Source organism: Kitasatospora sp. NPDC001547 (genome assembly GCF_042894165.1).
Classification (GTDB): Bacteria; Actinomycetota; Actinomycetes; order Streptomycetales; family Streptomycetaceae; genus Kitasatospora.
Window position 1 is genome coordinate 333188 of the sequence record NZ_JBIAVL010000003.1, and the last position, 21777, is coordinate 354964.

The following is a 21777-nucleotide window of genomic DNA, read 5'->3' on the forward strand; positions in this document are numbered from 1 at the left end:
GCTCTTGCCGTGGACCGTCCCGGATGGGCAATCATGGGGTCATGTCCGAGAACCACGACCCCATCCGGCTGCTCGCCGTCCGCGACACCCCGCTCTCGCTGGACGAGGTGTACGAGGCGGTCGGCGACGACGCGGCCGGCGGCACCACCGTCTTCGTCGGGACGGTCCGGGACCACGACGGCGGCAAGTCGGTCTCCGTGCTGGAGTACAGCTGCCACCCCACCGCCGAGCGGGAGATGCGCCGGATCGCCGAGAAGGTGGCCGCGGACTTCCCGGTCCGGGCGCTCGCCGCGGTCCACCGGGTGGGCCGGCTGGGGATCGGTGACAAGGCCGTGATCGTCGCCGTCTCCTGCGACCACCGCGGCGAGGCCTTCGCGGCCGCCCGTCGGCTGATCGACGACCTCAAGCACGAGGTGCCGATCTGGAAGCACCAGGTCTTCGCCGACGGCGAGGAGGAGTGGGTCGGGGCCGGCGGCTGCTGAGACCGGTCGCGGTGCGCCGGAACCGGGAGGCACGACTCGCGCGTCCGTCGGGGCAGGCGCGCCGGGCCGTCACTCCAACGGGTCCGCGGCGGCGCTGCGAATACTCCCTGGAAGTGAGCCGATCGGCCGTCCCGTAACCCGGACGGCGCCGGCCGCGTTGTCCGCCGGAGTGGTTAATCTGCTCATAGACACGACGAGCTGGGAGTACTGGTATGGGTGCGCTGGCCTGGCTGATCATTCCGGGTGTCGCCGGCATCGCCGCCGGCCTCTGGGCGGTGTGGGCCCAGCGGGAGCCGCGGGCCACCGGGGATCCGGCCTCACTCGCCGAGCACCGGCGCTTCATGGCCGCCATGGAGCGCACCACCGCGGGCACCGCCGCCCCCGGTGAGGGCTCCGGCAGGTAGCCCGGCGGGCGCCCGTCGAGGCGGGTCCCGTACTGTCGAGGCATGCCACGCCGCTCCGCGACGATGCTCGCTGCCACCCTGCTGCTCATAGCGCTGCTCTGCGTCTCGGTGCTGATGAAGGTGCCGTACACGGAGATGAGCCCGGGGCCGACGTACAACACGCTCGGCAGCCAGGGCGGCAAGCCGGTGATCAGCATCAGCGGGCACGAGTCGTACCCGACGAGCGGTCACCTCAACATGACCACCGTCCAGGTCACCGGGGCCAAGTACGAGCCCAGCCTGGTCAACGCGGTGGTCGGCTGGCTGCGGGACGACGTGCTGGTGGTGCCGCACGACAACGTCTACCCCAAGGGGCAGTCGGACGCGGAGGCCAAGAAGCAGAACGCCGAGGAGTTCGCCTCCTCCGAGGACAGCGCCCGCACCGCGGCGCTCAAGCAGCTGGGCATCCCGGTCGGCAGCGAGCTGATCGTGAAGTCGGTCACCGCGGGCGCCCCGGCCGAGGGCCGGCTGCACGCGGGCGACCAGATCGTGGCCGTGGACGGCGTGCCGGCCGGCTCGGTCGAGCAGGTGGTCGCGGCCGTCACCAAGCACAAGCCGGGCGAGTCGGCGGTCTTCACCGTCGTGCCGCGGGTCAAGGACGCGAACGGCGCCGCCGCGGCGGGCGGGAGGACCGACGTCGCCGTCCCGACCGTACGGGCCAAGGACCTCGACCCCAAGGCCCCGGCCGAGCGGGCCGAGCTCGCGGTGGTGGGCATCGGCACCGGGATCCGGCACACCTACCCGTTCCAGATCGACATCGGCCTGCAGGACGTCGGCGGCCCGAGCGCCGGCCTGATGTTCTCGCTCGGCATCATCGACAAGCTCACCCCGGGCGGCGACCTCACCGGCGGCAAGTTCGTGGCCGGCACCGGGACCATCGACGACGACGGCAAGGTCGGCCCGATCGGCGGCATCTCGATGAAGCTGATCGCCGCCCGGGACGCCGGGGCCGAGTACTTCTTCACCCCGTCCTCGAACTGCGCCGAGGCGGGCAAGAACGTCCCGTCCGGGCTGACCCTGATCAGGACGGACACGCTGGACGGCGCGCTGAAGTCGCTGGAGCAGATCCGCTCCGGGCAGACCTCCGCGCTGCCGTCCTGCGCGGCCAAGTAGCGGCCGAGTAGCGGCCGCCAGCGGCCGGGTGGCGGCGAAGCAGCCGCCGGACAGCAGCCGCCGGACAGCGGCCGCCGGCCGCCGCCGGCAGCTGCCGGGGAAGGCGTCAGGCGAAGGTCGCCAGCAGCGCGTCGGTCAGGCCGGGCACCAGGTCGGGGCCGGTCAGCACCTCGCGGGCGACGTCCTTGGAACGCAGCCGCAGGGCGATCTCCTTCTTGCCGTCGCGGAGCACCGCGGCGGTGATCCGCACCTCCTCGCGCTTGGGGTGGTTGGCCACCCACTCGGCGAGCTGGGCGTCGCTGGCACCGCGCGGGCGGGACTGCTCGGCGCCCGGGGGCAGCATCAGGCGCTCGACGACCAGGGCGCAGCCGGCCACGGAGTCGGGCCAGGCGATGGTGCCGAGGAACTTGTCGAGCTCCATGCCGGCCGGCAGCTCGTCCTGCTCGATCGGGGTCAGGCCGGCCTGGTCGTCCTCGGCGAGGCCGAGCTGCTTGGCGATCTTCGGGTTGGCCTTGCGCAGGGCGGCGCTGTCCACCAGGGCGAACAGCCGGGCCGGGAGGTCCCAGCCGAGGGTGGCGGCGTACTCGTCGATCTCCAGCGCGGCCCGGGTCAGCGGGGTGGCGGCCGGGAGCTTGGAGACGTCGTCGGGGGAGTTGTTCAGATCAGACGCGTCGGACATGCCTCAATCCTCACACGCCGGGCGGGCCGCGCTCGCCGGGCGGTGCGCCAGGAGGGCGGTCGGCAGTGCGGTCGGCAGCGTGGTCGGGGGGACGGCGGGGAGGCGGGTCGGGAGGCGGTCGGGGTGGCCGCAGGGGCCGGGGCGGCGACGGCCGGCCGCGGTCGGATGTCGTAACCGTCTGCTAACGGTGGGAACTCGGCCAAAGCCTGGTTAAGTTTCTCTGACGACCGGACCCATTCAGACGACACAGCCGAGGTGCCACCGTGGTCTTCCAGATGCCCGAACGCTCAGGGCCGGGTTTCCGGCGCAGGGTAGGCCCGCCCTCCCGGCGGGCGCGGGTGGCCCTGCTGACCCTGGGCGTGCTCGCGGTGCTGTTCCTGCTGTTCGTCATGTTCGCGGGCTTCTGGACGGACTGGCTGTGGTTCAGGTCGGTCCACTTCTCCTCGGTGTTCACCACCCAGCTGTGGACGAAGACCGGCCTGTTCGCGGTGTTCGGCGTGCTGATGGCGGTGATCGTCGGCCTCAACATCTGGCTGGCGCACCGGCTGCGGCCGCCGCTGTCGGCGATGTCGGTGGAGCAGCAGAGCCTCGACCGCTACCGGGCCGGGCTGGCGCCGTTCAAGCGCTGGGCGCTGATCGGGATCTCGCTGGTGATCGGCCTGGTGGCCGGCGCCGCGGCCTCCGGGCAGTGGCGGACCTGGCTGATGTGGACGAACTCGACCTCCTTCGGTGAGAAGGACTCCCAGTTCGGCATGGACGTCTCGTTCTACGCCTTCGACCTGCCGTTCTACGAGTTCGTGCTGGGCTTCGCGTTCAGCGCGGTGATCGTCTCGCTGCTGACCTCGGCGCTGGTGCACTACCTGTACGGCGGGCTGCGGCTCCAGGGCCCGGGCCGCCGGGCGAGCGCGGGCGCGCAGGGGCACCTGGCGGTGCTGCTGGGCGTGTTCGTGCTGCTGAAGGCCGTCGCGTACTGGCTGGACCGGTACGCGCTGGCGGTGAAGACCGGCGCGTACAAGGGCGTCTCCGGCTGGACCGGCCTGCGCTACGTGGACGCCAACGCGTTCCTGCCGGCCAAGACCATCCTGTTCTTCGTCGCGATCATCTGCGCGGTGCTGTTCTTCCTGACCCCGATCCGCCGCACCTGGGCCCCGGCCCTGATCGGCCTGGGGCTGATGGTGCTGTCGGCGGTGCTGATCGGCGGGCTGTACCCGGCGATCGTGCAGCAGTTCCAGGTCAAGCCGAACGAGCAGGCCAAGGAGACGCCGTACATCCAGAAGAACATCGACGCCACCCGCCAGGCGTACGGGATCGCGGACGCGCAGACCACCCAGTACACCCCGCAGGGCACCACCAACGCCGACGCGCTCAAGCCGGACGCGCAGACCGTCGCGGACATCCGGCTGCTGGACCCGAACGTGGTCTCGCCGGCGTTCCAGTCGCTGGAGCAGCAGCGCAACTACTACGCCTTCCCGAACACGCTGGACGTGGACCGCTACGGCACCGGGCAGGGCAAGCAGGACAGCGTGATCGGCCTGCGCGAGCTCGACCTGAACGGCGTGCAGCGCAACTGGATCAACGACCACTTCAAGTACACCCACGGCTACGGCGCGGTGGTCGCCAAGGGCAACCAGGTCGACGACAAGGGCCAGCCGGTGTTCACCGAGTCGGGCCTGCCGGCCACCGGGACGCTGGGCGACTACCAGCAGCGGATCTACTACGGCGAGAAGACCACCACGTACTCGATCGTGGGCGGCGCCAACAAGGAGATCGACTACACCGATCCCAAGACCGGCCAGAACGCCGAGTACACCTACTCCGGCGGCAGCGGGGTCTCGCTGGACAACCCGCTGACCCGGGCGGCGTACGCGGTGCGCTTCGCCGAGCCGCAGATCCTCTACGCGGGGGCGATCACCGACGGCGCCAAGGTGATCTACAACCGGACGCCGAAGGAGCGGGTGGAGAAGGTCGCCCCGTGGCTGTCGATCGACGCCGACCCGTACCCGGTGGTGCAGGACGGCCGGGTGCTGTGGGTGCTGGACGGCTACACCACCTCGGACGGCTTCCCGTTCTCCTCGAAGACGACGCTGGGCGCCGCCACCAAGGACTCGCTGACCAACCAGCGCGGTGAGCTGCTGACCGTCGCCAACCAGGTCAACTACATCCGCAACTCGGTGAAGGCCACGGTGGACGCCTACACCGGCGAGGTGAAGCTCTACCAGTGGGACGAGAAGGACCCGGTCCTGAAGACCTGGATGAAGGCCTTCCCGGGCACGGTCGAGCCGAAGGCGGACATCCCGCAGACGCTGCTGCCGCACCTGCGCTACCCGCAGGACATGTTCAAGGTGCAGCGCGACCTGCTCGGCCAGTACCACGTCACCGACGCCAACTCCTTCTTCAACGGCAGTGACATCTGGCAGGTCCCGGTGGACCCGACCAGCGACACCAAGCAGGTCCAGCCGCCGTACTACGTGACGGTGCGGATGCCGGACACCAACGCCGCGAGCTTCTCGCTCACCAGCACCTTCGTGCCCAACCAGCGGCCCAACCTGGCGGCGTTCATGGCCGTCAACGCGGACCCGGGCGACGACTACGGGAAGATCCGCGTCCTGAAGATGACGGGCGAGAGCGGCGCCCCCGGCCCCGGCCTGGTGCAGTCGAAGTTCAACTCCCGCCAGGAGGTGGCCTCGCAGATCTTCGCGCTGAAGAGCGGCGGGGACGCCGAGTTGGAGTACGGAAACCTGCTGACCCTGCCGGTCGGCGGCGGGCTGCTCAACATCGAGCCGGTGTACGTGCGCGGACGCGGGGCCAAGTACCCGACGATGCAGAAGGTCCTGGCGGTGTACGGGGACGACAACGTGGCGTTCGAGGACACCCTGGAGGCCGCGCTGAAGAAGGTGTTCGGCGGGGCGCCGCCGGCGACCACCCCGACCGTGCCGTCCACGCCGGGCACCCCGACCACCCCGACCACCCCGACCGCGCCCGCCACGCCGGCGCCGGGCGGGACGATCTCGCCGGAGCTGCAGAAGGCGCTCTCGGACGCGGGGAAGGCGTACAACGACAGCCAGGCCGCGTTCAAGAACGGCGACTGGGTGGCCTACGGCAACGCCCAGAAGGCGCTCGGCGACGCCCTGAAGGCCGCCGAGGCGGCCCGCGGCGGCAGCCCGGCGCCCGCCCCCACCGGCACGCCCGCCCCGGGTGCCACGGGCGGCGGCGCGCCCAGCCCGCAGCCGTAGCCGCTGAGCTGCGGCGACCGTTTTCCGTTCCACCCCGCGTCCGTGCTAGGGTTCAACTACCGACGCGGGGTGGAGCAGCTCGGTAGCTCGCTGGGCTCATAACCCAGAGGTCGCAGGTTCAAATCCTGTCCCCGCTACAAAGGCCAGAGGCCCGGAGGATCCTTCCTCCGGGCCTCTGGTGTTTCCCCCGCCGTCCGCCCGCCGCTCCCGTGGCGTTCCTCGTCCCGAAGCGGCGGGAACCGCTCCGGTACTATCGACCGTCGCCAAGGAGGACGGCAGCGGGGTTTGTGAGGTTGAAGTGTCGGGAAATCGACAAAGCGCCGAAGCAATTTCGTCGGCTTCGGGTCGGCCCCGCCGGAATTCGGCCGGGGCAGGTGTACGCGGGTACTGGGTGATGCGACGATGGGACACATGGGGGACGGTGCACGGCCGCTGACCGGCCGTCGGGTCCGGCGCCTCTCCTGGGAGTCCCCCCGGTCGCACGCCGGGGCACGATGCCGCGACACTCTGGGGGAGCGGGAGTCGGCATGAGGCTGATCGGCAAGTCAGGCGCCAGGTCCGCGGCGGCCGCCGAGGCGGACACCGACGCCTGGGCGGAGAGCACCGCCAGCCGCCCCGGAGCCCTGCCCGCCCAGCGCACCAGCGGACTGTCCGAACGCCCCCCGACCGCGGGCTACGGCCCAGACAGCCTCGTCCACGTGTCGACCCGTCAGTTCGCCTCCGCCGTGGGCGCGTACGGGGAGCGGCCCGGCGCGGAGCAGGCCGCCGGCGCCGCGCTCGACCCGGCCGGCCTCGACTCGACCAGCTTCGAGACCGCCCTCGCCGCCCGCGAGTCCGCCGCCCTGGAGGCCCGCCACCGGCAGGCCGCCGACGGCGGCGACCCGGACGCCGCCGGCCGGCTCGGCACCCTGCTGCTGCGCCGCGGCGAACTGGAGGACGCCGAGCCCTACCTGCGCGCCGCCGCGGCCGCCGGGGTGCGCGCCGCCGCCAACAACCTCGGCGTGCTGCTGCACCAGCAGGGCCACCGGGCCGAGGCCGGCCAGTGGTGGCGCCAGGCGGCCGTGGCCGGCAGCGCGCCGGCCGCGCACGCGCTCGGGCTGCAGCTGCGCGACCAGGGCGAGGAGGAGGCCGCCGAGTACTGGCTGCACTTCGCCGCCGACCACGGCCACCCGCTGGGCGCCTACGCGCTGGGCGACCTGATGGAGCACCGGCGCGACGTGCGCGCCGAGCGCTGGTTCAAGGTGTCCGCCGACGCCGGGCACCGGGAGGCCTCCTACCGGCTGGCCCGGATGCGCGAGGCCGCCGGGGACAAGGAGACCGCCGAGACCTGGTACCGCACGGCCGCCGCGCGCAGCCACGCCCGCGCCGCGCTGCGGCTGGGCGTGCTGCTGGAGGAGCGCGCCCGCACCGACCGGTCGCTGCTGGAGGAGGCGGCCCGCTGGTACCGGCAGGCCGCGCAGAACGGGGAGCCGCGCGCGGCCTGCGCGCTGGGCTTCCTGCTGCGCGACTCGGGGGACCAGGCGGCCGCCGCCGAGTGGTGGCAGGAGGCCGCCGAGGCCGGGGACGGCAACGCCGCCAACGCGCTGGGCGCGCTGCACGCGAGCCGGGGCGAGGCCGCCGAGGCCGAGCGCTGGTACCGCGTGGCGCTGGACGCCGGCGACCAGAACGGCGCCTTCAACCTCGGCCTGCTCTGCGCCGGGACCGGCCGCGAGCAGCAGGCCGAGCAGTGGTACCGCCGGGCCGCGTACGCGGGGCACCGGGAGGCCTGCAACGCGCTGGCCGTGGTGCTGCTGCAGCGCGGTGACGAGTCCGGTGCCCAGCCCTGGTTCTCCAAGGCGGCCGAGGCCGGCAGCGTGGACGGCGCGTTCAACCTCGGCGTGCTGCACGCCGGGCGCGGCGAGCACCGGCAGGCCCAGGAGTGGTACGCGCGGGCCGCGGCCGAGGGGCACGGCGAGGCGGCCCTGCAGCTCGCGGTCGTCCAGGAGCAGCGCGGCAACCTGGCCGGGGCGCTGGAGCGCTACCGGCAGGCGGCGGCCGGCGGGTCGGCGGAGGGCGCGTTCCGGCTGGCCTCGCTGCTGGACCGGCGCGGGGACGCGGACGCCGAGGCCGAGCACTGGTACGCGGTGGCGGCCGACGCCGGGCACCGCCGGGCGCAGGTGCGGATGGGCGTGCGGGCGGCCGAGCGCGGGGCGCTGGAGATCGCCGAGAGCTGGTACCGGCGGGCCGCCGAGGCGGGCAGCCGCAGCGCGGCGTTCAACCTCGGGCTGCTGCTGGCCCGGCAGGACAGCGAGGCCGAGGCGATGCTCTGGTACACCCGGGCCGCCGACGCCGGGCACGGCCGGGCGGCGCTGCGCCTGGCGCTGCTGGCGCTGCGCCGCGGGGAGCCGGTGCACGCGGAGAACTGGTGCCGGCGGGCGATCGACTCCGGGCCGGCCGAGGTGGCCGAGCGGGCGGGGCGCTTGCTGGGCGCGCTGAGCGCCGAGCTGAGCGCGTAGCCCCCCGGTCGGGCCGGGCGCCGCTGGGCGCGCCGAACGCCGCGCTGGTCGCACGACTCCGCGGTCAGGGGCGGCAGTTCGGGCACAGGCCGCGGTAGGTGACCTCGGCGGCGGTGACCGTGAAGCCGAAGCGTTCGGCGGCGGGGAGGGCGGCGAGCGGGTCGCCGTGCGGGTGGACGTCGCGGATCGCGCCGCAGCCCGAGCAGATCAGGTGCTGGTGGGCGCGGTGGGCGTTGGGGTCGTAGCGCTTGGCGCGGCCGTCGGTGGCGACCTCCAGGACCTCGCCGAGGCCGACGAGTTCGCCGAGCGTGTTGTAGACGGTGGCGCGGCTGATCTCGGGCAGTCGGGCGGTCGCCCGGGCGTGCACCTCGTCCGCGGTGAGGTGGACGTGGTCGCCGTCCAGGACCTCGGCGACGACCCGGCGTTGCGAGGTCAGTCGCCAGCCTCTTGCGCGCAGTCTCTCCAGCAGGTCGCTCATGCCATCCAGAGTAGGTCAGGCTCCAAGACTGGTTCCAGTATTGACTTGGACAAAGTCCAAGTTAGGATCGTGTCATCGAGACCGGATACCGCGGAGGCACTCCCATGACAGCCCAGGACGAGCTGCGCCCGACCCTGACCACGGAGGCGGGTGCCCCCGTCGCCGACAACCAGAACACCGAGACGGCGGGCGTCGGGGGCCCCGCGCTCATCCAGGACCAGCTCCTGTTCGAGAAGCTCGCGCACTTCAACCGCGAGCGGATCCCGGAGCGCGTGGTGCACGCCCGCGGCGCCGGCGCGTACGGCACCTTCACCGTGACCGCCGACGTGACGCCCTGGACCCGGGCGGCGTTCCTGTCCGCGGTCGGCAAGCAGACCGAGGTCTTCCTGCGCTTCTCCACCGTGGCGGGCAACCTCGGCGCGGCCGACGCGGTGCGCGACCCGCGCGGCTTCGCGCTGAAGTTCTACACCGAGGAGGGCAACTACGACCTCGTCGGCAACAACACCCCGGTGTTCTTCATCAGGGACGCCATCAAGTTCCCCGACTTCATCCACACCCAGAAGCGGGACCCGTACACCGGCTCGCAGGAGGCGGACAACGTCTGGGACTTCTGGGGCCTGTCGCCCGAGGCCACCCACCAGGTGACCTGGCTGTTCGGCGACCGCGGCATCCCGGCCTCGTACCGGCACATGAACGGCTACGGCTCGCACACCTACCAGTGGCAGAACGAGGCCGGCGAGCACTTCTGGGTCAAGTACCACTTCAAGACCGACCAGGGCATCCGCAACCTCACCCAGGCCGAGGCCAACACCCTCGCCGGCGAGGACCCGGACAGCCACCAGCGCGACCTGCGCCAGTCGATCGAGCGCGGCGAGTTCCCCAGCTGGACGGTGCAGGTCCAGATCATGCCGGCGGCCGACGCGGCGAACTACCGCTTCAACCCCTTCGACCTGACCAAGGTCTGGCCGCACGCCGACTACCCGCCGATCGAGATCGGGAAGCTGGAGCTCAACCGCAACCCCGACAACGTCTTCGCCGAGGTCGAGCAGTCGGTGTTCTCCCCGGCGCACTTCGTGCCCGGCATCGGCCCGTCCCCGGACAAGATGCTCCAGGGCCGCCTGTTCGCGTACGCCGACGCCCACCGCTACCGGGTCGGCATCAACGCCGACCACCTGCCGGTGAACCGCCCGCACGCCACCGAGGCCCGCACCAACGGCCGGGACGGCCACCTGTACGACGGCCGCCACGGCCGGCAGAAGAACTACGAGCCGAACAGCTTCGGCGGGCCGGTGCAGACCGGCCGCCCGCTGTGGGCCGCGACCGCCGTCGACGGCACCACCGGCAACCACGTCGCGCCCTCGCACGCGGAGGACGACGACTTCGTGCAGGCCGGCGCCCTGTACCGGCTGTTCTCCGAGGAGGAGAAGCAGCGGCTGATCGCCAACCTGTCGGGCTTCATCGCCAAGGTCTCCGCCGACCGCGAGGACATCGTGGAGCGGGCGGTCGACAACTTCCGCAAGGCCGACGCCGACTTCGGGCAGCGGCTGGACGCGGCGGTCCGGGAGCTGCGCAAGCAGTAGCCCGTCGGCCGGAGAACGGCGGCCCCCGTGACCGGCTCCCACCGGTCACGGGGGCCGCGCCGGCTCTCAGACCGAGAGCCGGCGCAGGGCCTCCTCGTGCAGCAGGCCGTTCGAGGCGACGGCGTCGGCGCCGCCCGGGCCGGGGACGCCGTCCAGGCCGGTGAAGCGGCCGCCGGCCTCCTCCACGATGATGCAGTTGGCCGCCATGTCCCACAGCGACAGCTCGGGCTCGGCGGCGATGTCGACGGCGCCCTCGGCGACCATCATGTAGGACCAGAAGTCGCCGTAGGCGCGGGTGCGCCAGCAGGCGCGGGTGAGGTCCAGGAACGGGTCGAGGCGCCCGCGCTCCTCCCAGCCGGTGAGCGAGGAGTACGAGAAGGACGCGTCCTCGATCCGGGAGACGCCGGAGACGTGCAGCCGGGAGGCCTTGGCCAGGCTGCGGCCGCCGAACGCGCCCAGGCCCTTGGCGGCCCACCAGCGGCGCTGCAGCGCGGGGGCGGACACGATGCCGACCACCGGGCGTTCGACGCCGTCCGGGCCGTCCTCCAGCAGGGCGATCAGGGTGGCCCAGACCGGGACGCCGCGGATGTAGTTCTTGGTGCCGTCGATCGGGTCGATCACCCAGCGGCGCGGACCCGAGCCCTGGAGGCCGAACTCCTCGCCGAGGACGGCGTCGCGCGGGCGGGCGCGCTGCAGCACCCCGCGCACCAGCTCCTCGGCAGCCTTGTCGGCGTCGCTCACCGGGGTGAGGTCGGGCTTGGTCTCGATCTTCAGGTCGAGGGCGCGGAAGCGCTCCAGGGTGACCGAGTCGGCCGAGTCGGCGAGGACATGGGCGAGTCGGAGGTCGTCGTGGTAGTCGGCCATGCCGGAAACCCTAGCGAGCCTCCCCCGATCGGCACAGCCGGGCTCGCGGAGCGGGGCGGACCGGCCTGCGGCGCGCGGACGTCCGGCGCGGTGCCGCTCGGTGGGTGCCGTTCGGGGCGCCGTGCCGCTCAGTGCGCCGTGCCGCTGAGCTGGAGGCCGATGACGCCGGCGATCACCAGCGAGATCGAGACCAGCTTGAGCACCGAACTGCTCTCGTTCAGGAAGAACATGCCGTAGATCGCGGTGCCGGCCGCGCCGATGCCCGTCCACACCGCGTAGGCGGGGCCGACCGGCAGGCTCTTCAGGGAGAGGGTGAGCAGCCCGAAGCTGCCGAGGGCGAACACGCAGAAGCTGATGGTGGGCCAGAGCTTGGTGAAGCCCTCGCTGAGCTTGAGGTTGATCGCGAAGCCGGTCTCCAGCAGGCCGGCCAGGACCACCAGGGCCCATGCCATCGCGTGCCCTCCCTGTCGATCGACGGTCGGGCCGGGGACGGGCCGACTTTCCTATGATCACCAGGTGGGGCCGCTCCGACACCTCGAACGGGCCACCAACCCCGGGAAAGGGCGCGGCGCCCGCGGGCTCAGTCGGCCTCGCCCTCCTTGCTGGCCAGCAGCCGGCGCAGCGAGTAGAGCCGGGCGGCCTCGGCGTGGCCGTCCTCGACCCAGGCGTCCAGCGCGCAGTCCGGCTCGTCGTGGCTGCACGCGCGCGGGCAGTCGACGGTGCCGGGCTCCAGGTCGGGGAAGGCGTGGATGACCCGGGACGGGTCGATGTGCGAGAGGCCGAAGGAACGGAAGCCGGGGGTGTCGATCACCCAGCCGGGATCCAGCGCCTTCTTCGAGCCCGGCTTGGCGCCGGGCGGCGGCGGCAGCCGCAGCGCCAGGGCGGAGACGGTGGTGTGCCGGCCGCGGCCGGTGACCGCGTTGACCCGCCCGGTCTGCCGCTGGCGGTCCGGGACCAGCGCGTTGACCAGGGTGGTCTTGCCGACGCCGGAGTGGCCGATGAACACCGTGGACAGGCCGCGCAGGTGCGCGCGGACGGCCTCGGCGCCGGTGGTCTCCAGCTCGTCGCGGCGGGTGACCACGTAGGTGATGCCCAGCGGGGCGTAGGAGTCCAGCAGCGACGAGGCCGGGGCGAGGTCCGACTTGGTGAGCACCAGCAGCGGCTCCATGCCCGCGTCGTAGGCCGCCACCAGGCAGCGGTCGATCAGCCGGGGCCGCGGCTCCGGGTCCGCCAGGGCGGTGACGATGGCCAGCTGCTCGGCGTTGGCGACCACGATCCGCTCGTACGGGTCGTCGTCGTCGGCGGTGCGCCGCAGCACCGAGCTGCGCTCCTCGACCCGGACGATCCGGGCCAGGGTGTCGGCGTCCCCGGAGAGGTCGCCGACCAGGTTGACCATGTCGCCGACGACGACGCCCTTGCGGCCCAGCTCGCGGGCCTTCATGGCGACGACCTCGCGCTCCTGCTTCGTCCCCGGGTCGACCAGGCAGGTGATCCGGCCGCGGTCGACGGTCAGCACCATCGCCTCGGCCGCGTCCTCGTGCTTGGGCCGGATCCTGGTCCGCGGCCGGGAGCCCCGGCGGGCCGGGCGGTTGCGGATGTCGTCCTCGTCGGCGTCCTTGCCGTAGCGGCGCATGTGCTCAGTCTCCGCTCAGAGGTCCGCCGCCGCTTCGCCGAGCAGTTCGGCCCACATCCCGGGGAAGTCCGGGAGGGTCTTGGCGGTGGTGGCCACGTTCTCGACCTCCACGCCGGGCACGGCGAGGCCGAGCACGGCCGCGGCGGTGGCGAGGCGGTGGTCCTCGTAGGTGTGGAAGATGCCGCCCCGCAGCGGGCGGGGACGGATCCGCAGGCCGTCCTCGGTCTCGGTGACGTCGCCGCCCAGGTCGTTGATCTCCTTGGCGAGCGCGGCGAGCCGGTCGGTCTCGTGCAGGCGCAGGTGGGCGATGCCGTACAGGTGGGACTCGGAGTCGGCCAGCGCGGCGACGGCGGCGATCACCGGGGTGAGCTCGCCGACGTCGTGCAGGTCCGCCTCGATGCCGTGGATCCGGCCGGTGCCGGTGAACTGGAGGCCCTCGTCGGTGAACTCGCAGGCGCCACCCATCCGGGTGTAGATGTCGCGCAGCTGGTCACCGGGCTGGGTGGTGTGCCGGGGCCAGTCCCGCACGGTGACCCGGCCGCCGGTCACCAGGGCGGCGGCGAAGAACGGCGCGGCGTTGGAGAGGTCCGGCTCGACCACCAGGTCGCGGCCGATCAGGGCGCCGGGGGTGACCCGCCAGACGTCCTTCTCGCCGCCGTCCTCGGGGGCGTCGACCTGGGCGCCGGCGAGGCGCAGCATCTCGACGGTCATCCGGATGTGCGGCAGCGACGGGACCGGGCCGCCGACGTGGCGGACCTCGATGCCGTGGTTGTAGCGGGCGCCGGAGAGCAGCAGGGCGGAGACGAACTGGGACGAGGAGGAGGCGTCCAGCTCGACCGGGCCGCCGTCCAGCGAGCCGGTGCCGTGCACGGTGAGCGGGAAGGCACCGCGGCCGTCGTCCTCGATCCGGGCGCCGAGCGCGCGCAGGGCGTCGATCACGCCGTGCTGGGGGCGCTCGTAGCAGCGCGGGTCGCCGTCGAAGTGCACCGGGCCGTCGGCGAGGACGGCGAGCGGGGGCAGGAAGCGCATCACGGTGCCGGCGTTGCCGACGTCGACCGAGGCGGGGCCGAGCAGCGCGGGGGCGGGGATGACCCGCCAGGCCTCGCCGCCGCCGGTGCCGCCGGAGTCGTTGTTGACCTTCTCCTCGATGGTGACCCCGAGGGCGCGCAGGCCGTCGGCCATCAGCTGGGAGTCGCGGCTGCGCAGCGGGCGGCGCACCCAGCCCGGCCCGTCGGCGAGTGCCGCCAGCACCAGGGCCCGGTTGGTGACCGACTTGGAGCCGGGGATGGTGACGGTGGCGTCGACGGGGCTGGTCGCGACGGGGGCGGGCCACAGGGTCTCGGTCATGGGGCAAGTCTAGGGGCCGTGCGGGAACGGAACGTGACCCGCCCGCTCGCCCGACTACAGCTCGGGGCGGGGCTCGCCCGCTCGCCGCCGGGCGCTCGGACGCGGTGCCGGCGGTCGGCGCTCCGGCGCTCGTGCGGGGCCGGCCGTTCCTCCGGCGGGCCGGGTCAGGAGAGCGGCTGGAGCAGCCAGGCGGCGCCGAGGGCGAGGCAGGCGAGGGCGACGAGCAGGAAGACGGTGACCCAGGCGAGTGCGGGGACGTGGGTGAGGCGGGCGAGCTGGTCGGCGTCGGAGTCGCGGGCCCAGCCGATCCGGCGCTGGTGCTGGAGCTCCAGGACGGGGCGGACGGCGCCGAGCAGGAGGAACCAGCAGCCGAGGTAGGCGAAGCCGGCCTGGACCTCGGCGCTGCCGAACCAGGAGACCAGGAAGAAGGCGCCGCCGGCGACCAGCACGGTGAGGAAGCCGAAGGCGTTGCGGATGCGCAGCAGCAGGGCGAGCAGCAGCACGATCGCCAGCCAGAGCAGCAGGGTGATCCGGTCGGCGGCGAGCAGGGCGGCGCAGCCGAGGCCGAGCAGGGCGGGGGCGGTGTAGCCGGCGGCGGCGGTGAGGACCATGCCGGGGCCGGTGGGGCGGCCGTAGGAGAGGGTGAGCCCGGAGGTGTCGGAGTGCAGCCGGATGCCGGCCAGCTTGCGGCCGGTGGCCAGGGCGATCAGGCCGTGGCCGCCCTCGTGGGCGATGGTCACGGCGTTGCGGGCGACGTGCCACAGCGGCCGGGCCAGGACGGTGAGCAGGGCGGCGGCGCCGGTGGCCAGCACCAGCCAGCCGGGTGGGGCGGTCTGGGTGCCGGTCACCTGGTTCCACAGGTCGCCGAAGGTGTGGTGGTTCGCGTTCATCGGTGTCTCTCCGCCTCCGTCCGCCGCACTGGGCCGTCGCGTTGGGCCGTTCGGGGCAGCCTCCCATGCGGGGGGACGGGCGGGAGGGGGCGGGCGGTTCTGGTCCGGGAGGGCGGGTCCGGCGGACCGGCGGCATGGCAAGCTGGCCCGCATGTGCGGTCGGTTCGCAGCCAGCAGCAAGCCCGAGGACGTCGTAGAGCTGTTCGACGTCGAGCACTGGGATCCCACGGAGACCCTGGACCCGAACTGGAACGTCGCGCCGACGAACAGCGCCTTCGTGGTGCTGGAGCGGCTGGGCCGGGAGCGGCCGCGGCCGCTGCGGCAGCTGCGGGTGCTGCGCTGGGGGCTGGTGCCGCAGTGGTCGAACTCTGCCGAGACGGCGGTGAAGATGATCAACGCCCGGTCGGACACGGTGCACGAGAAGCCCTCGTACCGGCAGGCCTTCGCCGCGCGCCGGTGCATCGTGCCGGTGGACGGCTACTACGAGTGGCAGACGGTGCCGGGGGAGCGCGGCAAGGCGCGCAAGAAGCCGTACTTCGTCTCCCGGGCGGACGGCACCCCGCTGGCGCTGGCCGGGCTGTACGAGTTCTGGCGCAACCGGGCGGTGCCGCCGGGGCACCCGGAGGCCTGGCTGGTGACGTTCACCATCGTCACCACGGACGCCGAGGAGGCGCTGGCGCCGATCCACGAGCGGATGCCGCTGTTCCTGGACCGGCGGGACTGGGACGAGTGGCTGGACCCGCGGCTGACCGATCCGGACGCGCTGCGCCGGCTGCTGATACCCCCGCCGCCGGGCGCGCTGCTGGCCACCCCGGTGTCGCCGGCGGTCGGCAGCATCCGCAACAACGGCCCGGAGCTCAAGGAGCCGTGGGCGGAGGCCGAGTACGAGACCACCCTGTTCTGATCCCACCCGACCTGGCCTGGAACTTCCCGACCGGTCACGAACTGTTCCGATCCGTTGTGAACACCCTGGAGTCACCGCGATGAGCACCACCGAACTGGTCCCCACCGAGGCCGGGGAGGCCCGGGTCAGCTACCACCGGGCCGCGCGGCCGCGGGCCGTGCTGGCGCTCGGCCACGGTGCGGGCGGCGGGATCGAGGCCCGGGACCTGGTGGCGCTGGCCGGGCGGCTGCCGGCCTGGGGGATCACCGTGGCGCTGGTCGAGCAGCCCTGGCGGGTGGCGGGCCGCAGGCTCGCCCCGGCGCCGAGGACGCTGGACCTCGGCTGGCGGCCGGTGGCGGAGCGGCTGGCCGGGCAGGGGCTGCCGCTGGTGGTGGGCGGGCGCAGCGCCGGGGCGCGGGTGGCCTGCCGGACGGGCGCGGCGACCGGGGCGGTCGGGGTGGTGGCGCTGGCGTTCCCGCTGCACCCGCCGGGCAAGCCGGAGAAGAGCCGGGCCGGGGAGCTGCTGGAGTCCGGGCTGCCGACGCTGGTGGTGCAGAGCGCGGCGGACCCGTTCGGCGGGCCGGCGGAGTTCCCCGGGCTGCCGGCCGGGCACGAGCTGGTGGCGGTGCCGTACGGCAGCCACGGCTTCGAGGTGCTGAAGCGGGCGCCGGTCGGGCAGCAGGAGGTGCTGGACCTGATCTGTTCGTCGGTGGGGGACTGGGTGCTGGGGCTGCTGTGAGGCCGTGAGCGGGGAGTTTCCACTCGATCACTCGTGCGAGTGAATGCCTGGTGCGACCGGGAATGCGGGCGGGGCCCGCGTGGTTGTCGTCTCCGTCAGCAGGAGTCACCGGTGAGAGGCAGGGCAGATGGGTTCGATCGCGTGCCCGGAACGGCCTGAGGAGCGCGAGGCCACCACGGCGTTCGCACCCTCCTGGTCGGAGTGGCTTGACGCGGGCGAGAAGCCCGTCAGCCCGATATCCTCCATTTCTGGGCGGCCCGCCGTGGGCCGTACCCGTCATGCCGAGGAGGTGGGTCCGGTCGTCGGGACCGAGCACGAGGCCGAGCCGGGCCGTGGCCCGGACGAGGCCCTGCCTGCGGGCGAGGCGCTCACCGGTGAGGAGCTGGCCGAGGCGATCGGTGAGGACACCTACCGGGTGTCGGCGGAGGAGAGCGAGGAGGCCCGGCGGGAGCGCTTCGAGCGCGACGCCCTGGGCTACCTGGATCCGATGTACTCGGCGGCGCTGCGCATGACGCGCAACCCCGCCGACGCGGAGGACCTGCTCCAGGAGGCGTTCGCCAAGGCGTACGCGTCCTTCCACCAGTTCCGTGAGGGCACGAACCTCAAGGCCTGGCTGTACCGCATCCTCACCAACACGTTCATCAACTCGTACCGCAAGAAGCAGCGGGAGCCCCAGCGCACCGCGGCGGAGGAGATCGAGGACTGGCAGCTGGCCCGGGCCGAGTCGCACATGTCGACCGGTCTGCGCTCGGCCGAGACCCAGGCGCTCGACCACCTCCCCGACAGCGATGTGAAGGACGCGCTCCAGGCCATCCCGGAGGAATTCCGGATCGCCGTCTATCTCGCGGACGTAGAAGGCTTTGCGTACAAGGAGATCGCGGACATCATGGGTACTCCCATCGGTACGGTGATGTCCCGGCTGCACCGCGGCCGCCGTCAGCTGCGCGGCATGCTGGAGGATTACGCCCGTGAGCGCGGGCTGGTCCCGGCCGGCAGCGGGGCAGGGCAGGAAGCGAAGGGCTCGGGCTCATGAGCTGCGGCGATCCGCACGAAACCGAGTGTGGCGAGGTCCTCGACCACCTCTACGAATTCCTCGACAACGAGATGCCCGAGGGCGACTGCGCGAAGTTGCGGGTGCACTTCGAGGAGTGCTCGCCCTGCCTGAAGCAGTACGGGCTGGAGCAGGCGATCAAGGCGCTGATCAAGCGCTCCTGCGGGTGCGACGACACCCCGACCGACCTGCGGAGCAAGGTGCTGGCCAGGATCGACTCGATCCGGGCCGGGCAGCGTTCGGGCGAGCAGGTGGTGGTCGCGGTGGAGACCACCGTCGAGCTGCACGCCGAGTCGGCCCGGCCGGCGCCCAAGCCGGGCGGGGCCGCCGAGGCGAAGCCGGCCGGGCGTTCCGGCGCTCCGGTCGAGGCCGGCGCCCAGGTGGAGTGACGGCCCGTCGGGCGAACGTCCGTACGGCGAACGTCCGTACGGGGGTCGCTCGGGTGGTCGACCACCGGATGCGGTGGTCCGACGGCCCGCCGGTGAGGGCGGGCCGGACGGTTCGGGCAAGGAGGGCAGCGGCCCCGGGAGTGCGAGCTCCCGGGGCCGCTCCCGTTCCGCCCGGATGCGCCCTCACTCGATCGAGTGAGTTGGCGGTGCGCCAACTGCGCCGTTGCGCCATCATGCGTCCCCATGCGGGGGCGGCGGCCTATTCTCCTGACGGACACTCACCGTCGGTCCGCCCGACGTGTCGAGGCAACACGGGGTCCGTACGGCGGGGAGGTCGAGATCGCTACCGACTGTGGAGGACCGACCCTGCCGCGGGGGGCGGCGCGCTACCTGGTGGCCGTCCCGGTGGCGGCGCTGTGCTGCCTGGTGCCGCTGCTGCCGGCCGCGGCCGCCCCCGGGGCGCCGCACTGGCTCGGCGCGCCGGTGGACTGGCCCAAGGTCGGCCTGCTGGCCTTCCTGCACGGCTGCTGGGAGTCCCTGGCCCAGGGCCTGCCCACGCCCTGCCTGGTGCTGGTGCGCCGACTGCTGCGCCGGTCGGCGCCGCCCGAGCGCGCGCCCGCCCGGCCCGGGGTCCACGCGTTCTTCCCGGTGCTGTTCGCCGGGGTGCTGATGCTCCCGCCGGCCGCCGCCGCCCTGGTCGCCGTCCCGGCCGCGCTGCTCGGCGGACCGAGCGGGCCCGGCTGCCGCCCGCGCCGGCTGTTCAACGGCTCCCAGCTCGCGCTGTGCGCCTTCGCCTCCTCGGCCGCCTTCCACCTGCTGCACGGCCCGCAGCTGCTGCTCGGCTCCCGCTTCCCGGCCGCGCTGCTGCCCGCAATCGCCGCCGTTGCGGTGTTCTGCCTGGTCAACGGGGCGGTGGTGGGCGTGATGCTGGTGCTCAGCGAGGGCCGCCGGCCCCGGGTGCTGCTGCGCGGGGCGCACTCGGCGTGCGGACTGCCGGTGCTGGTGCACGCGGCCGGCGGGCTGATGGTCGCGGTGCTCTGGCAGGGCCCGTACGGCGCGTTCGCGGCGCTGCTCACGCTGCTGCCGCTGTCCATCTCGGCCTGGGTGTTCGCCCAGGGCCAGCGCGAGCGGGACGCCCACCAGGCCACCGTGCAGTCGCTGGTGCAGGCCGTGGAGATCAAGGACTCCTACACCCGGGGCCACAGCGAGCGGGTCGGGCGGGCGTCGGTGCTGATCGCCACTCAGCTCGGCATGGAGGACGAGCGGCTGCGCACCCTGCGCTTCGCCGGCATCCTGCACGACGTCGGCAAGCTCGGGGTGGCCACCGAGCTGCTGCGCAGAAACGGTCCCCTCACCGAGGAGGAGCGCCGGGCGGTGGAGATCCACCCCGTGTACGGGTACGAGCTGGTGCGCGGGATCGACTTCCTCGGCGAGGCGCACGCCGGGATCCTGCACCACCACGAGCGGATGGACGGCCGGGGCTACCCGAGCGGGCTGGCCGGCGAGCAGATCCCCGAGTTCGCCCGGATCATCTCGGTCGCCGACGCCTTCGACTCGATGACCTCCACCCGCTCCTACCGGCGCGGGCGCCCGGTCGGCGAGGCGGTCGCGGAGCTGGAGCGCTGCTCGGGCAGCCAGTTCGACCCGGTGATGGTGCGGGCGCTGATCGACGCGCTGGCCGGGCACGACTGGCAGCCGGTGGTGCACCCCGAGGACTGCATCCAGGCGGTGCCGGACATCCCGCTCGGGGTGCCCGAGCCGGTCCGGGCGGCGCCGGGCCGGGTGCCGACCCAGGGCGGGAACGTTCCCGCGGCCGGGCAGCCGTGAGGCCCCCCGGGCGCGCGGCCCGGGGACGTCAGGGCCTCGGGCGCTCGGCCGACCGGGCGGCCGCCGGTGCCGCCGACGGGCGGGCGGTGCCCGGGTCCGGGGCGTTCGCGCCCCGGGTGCTGCGGCGCGCGGTCCTGGGCCGCGCGCCCTGCGGACGCACCGCGCGCGCCGTACATGCGGCGGCCGCCGCCCTGCTGGCGCTCGCGCTGGGCGCGGTCGCGGTGCGCGGAGTCGCCGAGCCCGGGGTGGCGCTGGCGTTCACCACCCTGATCGCGCTCGGCGAGTGCGTCCGGATCACCCTTCCGGGGGATCGGGAGCAGGCGCCCATCGGCGCGGCCGGCGCGCTGGCGTACGCCCTGCTCGGGCCGCTGCGCGGGGTGCCGACCGCGCACGGCACTCTCCAGGTGGTCGCGGTGACCGGGACCGGCCTGGTGCTGGCCTGGCTGGCGGGCCTCGTCCTGCCGCGCCGCGTCCTGCCGGACGGCCCCGGGCGCCCCGACCGCCGTCCGGCCTGGGCCGACCCGGCCCGCCGCGACGGCGCCGCGCGCCGGCTGCTCGCCGTCGGCTTCGCCGCCGCCGTCTTCCAGCCGCTCTACAACGGCGGCGCGGTCGACCGCTTCTCGCCCGCGGGCCCGGCGTACGGGGCGTTCCTGACCACCGTCGCCGCGCTGGCCGCGCTCTGCGACGCCACCCTGGCGGCGCTGCAGCGCCGCTCCGGCGGCGGGCCGCGCTTCCCGGCGGCGCTGGAGGACGAGCTGCGCTCGCTGTTCGGCATCGGCTCGGCGATCGTCGCCACCGGGATGCTGGTCAGCCTCGCGGCCGGCGAGGTGGGGCTCTGGGCGCTGCCGCTGTTCTGCAGCCCGCTGCTGCTCGCCCAGGTGTCCTTCCGGCGCGCCGCCGCCGTGCGGGCCACCACCGGGCAGACCATCGCCAGCCTCGCCCGGGCCACCGAGGTGGCCGGCTACACCCCGCACGGGCACGCGCGCAGGGTTGCGGACACGGCGTGCGCGCTGGGCCGCGAGCTGGGTCTGGGCACCCGCGAGCTCGCCCTGTTGGAGTACGCCGCGCTGATGCACGACGTCGGCCAGCTGTCCCTGGTCGAACCGGTGCCGGACGGCGCCACCGCGCTGCTGCCCTGCGCCGAGCAGCAGCGGATCGCCCGGCTCGGCAGCGAGGTGATCAGCCGCACCGGGGTGCCCCGGCAGGTCGCCGAGCAGGTCGCCCGGCTGGCCGACCCGTGCACCGGGCCGGCCGCCGAGGGCCCGGTGCCGCTCGCGTCCCGGATCATCCGGGTCGCCAACGCCCACGACGACCTGCTCACGGCGGCCCGCGGCCGGGGCGTCGGCGAGGCGGTCGGGCGGCTGGAGGCGCTGGAGGCGCTGCGGCTGGGCCGCGGCCGGGTCTACGACGCCCGCGTGGTGGACGCCCTGGTCCGGGTGGGCGGGCAGGCCCGGCGCTGAGGGGCGGTCCGGGGGGCGGGGCCCGGACGGCCCGGGCCGCCCGCCTCCGCCGCGGGCCCCGGGGAACCGGGCTGGGGGCCCCAGGGGTTGAGCGGGCGGGATCGGGCAGGCAGGCTGGGGAGGGGCGGGCCCCAACCTCGGCGGTGGGGAGCGCGGGCGGGGGCGGGCGTGGTTGGATGCGGTCGTAGCGT

General features: G+C 73.9%; 19 protein-coding genes and 1 tRNA gene. 13 read left to right on the forward strand and 7 right to left on the reverse strand.

What is annotated here, in order from left to right; translation table 11 throughout:
• Positions 1 to 41 precede the first annotated feature (41 nt).
• The 3 genes from ACFY0X_RS07220 (at position 42) to ACFY0X_RS07230 (ending at position 2038) form a co-directional block, all read left to right on the forward strand.
• Positions 42 to 482 (forward strand): molybdenum cofactor biosynthesis protein MoaE, encoded by a 441-nt coding sequence (locus ACFY0X_RS07220; protein WP_387750028.1) that lies wholly within the window; start codon positions 42 to 44, stop codon positions 480 to 482.
• 212 nt (positions 483 to 694) lie between these two features.
• The gene (locus tag ACFY0X_RS07225) at positions 695 to 886 is read left to right on the forward strand and encodes a hypothetical protein (RefSeq protein WP_387750031.1); all 192 of its coding nucleotides are present in this window, start codon (positions 695 to 697) and stop codon (positions 884 to 886) included.
• Between the two features lie 42 nt (positions 887 to 928).
• Positions 929 to 2038, forward strand: coding sequence for a PDZ domain-containing protein (locus tag ACFY0X_RS07230; RefSeq protein WP_387750034.1), 1110 nt, complete (start codon positions 929 to 931; stop codon positions 2036 to 2038).
• A gap of 106 nt (positions 2039 to 2144) precedes the next feature.
• On the opposite strand, the gene ACFY0X_RS07235 is transcribed toward ACFY0X_RS07230, so the two are convergent.
• Entirely contained in the window at positions 2145 to 2717 is a 573-nt protein-coding gene (locus tag ACFY0X_RS07235; RefSeq protein ID WP_387750037.1) for a PPA1309 family protein, read from the reverse strand.
• Positions 2718 to 2992: 275 nt separating this feature from the next.
• On the opposite strand from ACFY0X_RS07235, the gene ACFY0X_RS07240 reads away from it, so the two are divergent.
• The 3 genes from ACFY0X_RS07240 to ACFY0X_RS07250 all read left to right on the forward strand — a co-directional run bounded on the left by ACFY0X_RS07240 (position 2993) and on the right by ACFY0X_RS07250 (position 8445).
• Complete coding sequence (locus tag ACFY0X_RS07240) at positions 2993 to 5950, forward strand: UPF0182 family protein (protein WP_387750040.1); 2958 nt, start codon at positions 2993 to 2995, stop codon at positions 5948 to 5950.
• 63 nt (positions 5951 to 6013) lie between these two features.
• A tRNA-Met gene (locus tag ACFY0X_RS07245) sits at positions 6014 to 6087 on the forward strand.
• Between the two features lie 390 nt (positions 6088 to 6477).
• Entirely contained in the window at positions 6478 to 8445 is a 1968-nt protein-coding gene (locus tag ACFY0X_RS07250) for a tetratricopeptide repeat protein (protein WP_387750043.1), read from the forward strand.
• A 64-nt stretch (positions 8446 to 8509) separates the two neighbouring features.
• Here ACFY0X_RS07250 and ACFY0X_RS07255 read toward each other — a convergent pair whose 3' ends face one another.
• Positions 8510 to 8923: a Fur family transcriptional regulator gene (locus tag ACFY0X_RS07255; protein WP_387750046.1), complete on the reverse strand. Its 414-nt coding sequence runs from the start codon at positions 8921 to 8923 to the stop codon at positions 8510 to 8512.
• Positions 8924 to 9027: 104 nt separating this feature from the next.
• Between ACFY0X_RS07255 and ACFY0X_RS07260 the strand changes: the two genes are divergently transcribed.
• Positions 9028 to 10503, forward strand: coding sequence for a catalase (locus ACFY0X_RS07260; RefSeq protein ID WP_387750049.1), 1476 nt, complete (start codon positions 9028 to 9030; stop codon positions 10501 to 10503).
• 66 nt (positions 10504 to 10569) lie between these two features.
• Here the strand turns inward: ACFY0X_RS07260 and hisN are convergent, their stop codons facing one another.
• The 5 genes from hisN to ACFY0X_RS07285 all read right to left on the reverse strand — a co-directional run bounded on the left by hisN (position 10570) and on the right by ACFY0X_RS07285 (position 15237).
• Complete coding sequence (hisN, locus tag ACFY0X_RS07265; protein ID WP_387750052.1) at positions 10570 to 11367, reverse strand: histidinol-phosphatase; 798 nt, start codon at positions 11365 to 11367, stop codon at positions 10570 to 10572.
• Positions 11368 to 11495: 128 nt separating this feature from the next.
• Positions 11496 to 11819, reverse strand: a complete 324-nt coding sequence (locus tag ACFY0X_RS07270) for a DMT family transporter (protein WP_387750055.1) — start codon at positions 11817 to 11819, stop codon at positions 11496 to 11498.
• 128 nt (positions 11820 to 11947) lie between these two features.
• A complete protein-coding gene (gene rsgA / locus ACFY0X_RS07275) occupies positions 11948 to 13000 on the reverse strand; it encodes a ribosome small subunit-dependent GTPase A (RefSeq protein ID WP_387750058.1) in 1053 nt (350 codons plus the stop codon).
• A gap of 15 nt (positions 13001 to 13015) precedes the next feature.
• The gene (gene aroA / locus ACFY0X_RS07280; RefSeq protein WP_387750061.1) at positions 13016 to 14347 is read right to left on the reverse strand and encodes a 3-phosphoshikimate 1-carboxyvinyltransferase; all 1332 of its coding nucleotides are present in this window, start codon (positions 14345 to 14347) and stop codon (positions 13016 to 13018) included.
• 164 nt (positions 14348 to 14511) lie between these two features.
• The gene (locus tag ACFY0X_RS07285) at positions 14512 to 15237 is read right to left on the reverse strand and encodes a M50 family metallopeptidase (protein ID WP_387750064.1); all 726 of its coding nucleotides are present in this window, start codon (positions 15235 to 15237) and stop codon (positions 14512 to 14514) included.
• Positions 15238 to 15388: 151 nt separating this feature from the next.
• On the opposite strand from ACFY0X_RS07285, the gene ACFY0X_RS07290 reads away from it, so the two are divergent.
• From ACFY0X_RS07290 to ACFY0X_RS07315, 6 genes are all read left to right on the forward strand, one after another.
• Positions 15389 to 16141 carry an SOS response-associated peptidase gene (locus ACFY0X_RS07290; RefSeq protein WP_387750066.1) on the forward strand — a complete coding sequence of 251 codons (753 nt, stop codon included), beginning with the start codon at positions 15389 to 15391 and terminating at the stop codon, positions 16139 to 16141.
• A gap of 79 nt (positions 16142 to 16220) precedes the next feature.
• Positions 16221 to 16859 carry an alpha/beta family hydrolase gene (locus tag ACFY0X_RS07295; RefSeq protein WP_387750068.1) on the forward strand — a complete coding sequence of 213 codons (639 nt, stop codon included), beginning with the start codon at positions 16221 to 16223 and terminating at the stop codon, positions 16857 to 16859.
• Between the two features lie 289 nt (positions 16860 to 17148).
• Entirely contained in the window at positions 17149 to 17892 is a 744-nt protein-coding gene (locus ACFY0X_RS07300; RefSeq protein WP_387750071.1) for a sigma-70 family RNA polymerase sigma factor, read from the forward strand.
• Complete coding sequence (gene rsrA / locus ACFY0X_RS07305; protein ID WP_387750073.1) at positions 17889 to 18299, forward strand: mycothiol system anti-sigma-R factor; 411 nt, start codon at positions 17889 to 17891, stop codon at positions 18297 to 18299. Before ACFY0X_RS07300 ends, rsrA begins: the two co-directional genes overlap by 4 nt.
• Positions 18300 to 18692: 393 nt before the next feature.
• On the forward strand, positions 18693 to 20126 hold the full coding sequence (locus ACFY0X_RS07310) for an HD-GYP domain-containing protein (protein ID WP_387750076.1): 1434 nt from the start codon (positions 18693 to 18695) through the stop codon (positions 20124 to 20126).
• Between the two features lie 134 nt (positions 20127 to 20260).
• A complete protein-coding gene (locus ACFY0X_RS07315; RefSeq protein ID WP_387750590.1) occupies positions 20261 to 21586 on the forward strand; it encodes an HD-GYP domain-containing protein in 1326 nt (441 codons plus the stop codon).
• Positions 21587 to 21777: the final 191 nt, after the last annotated feature.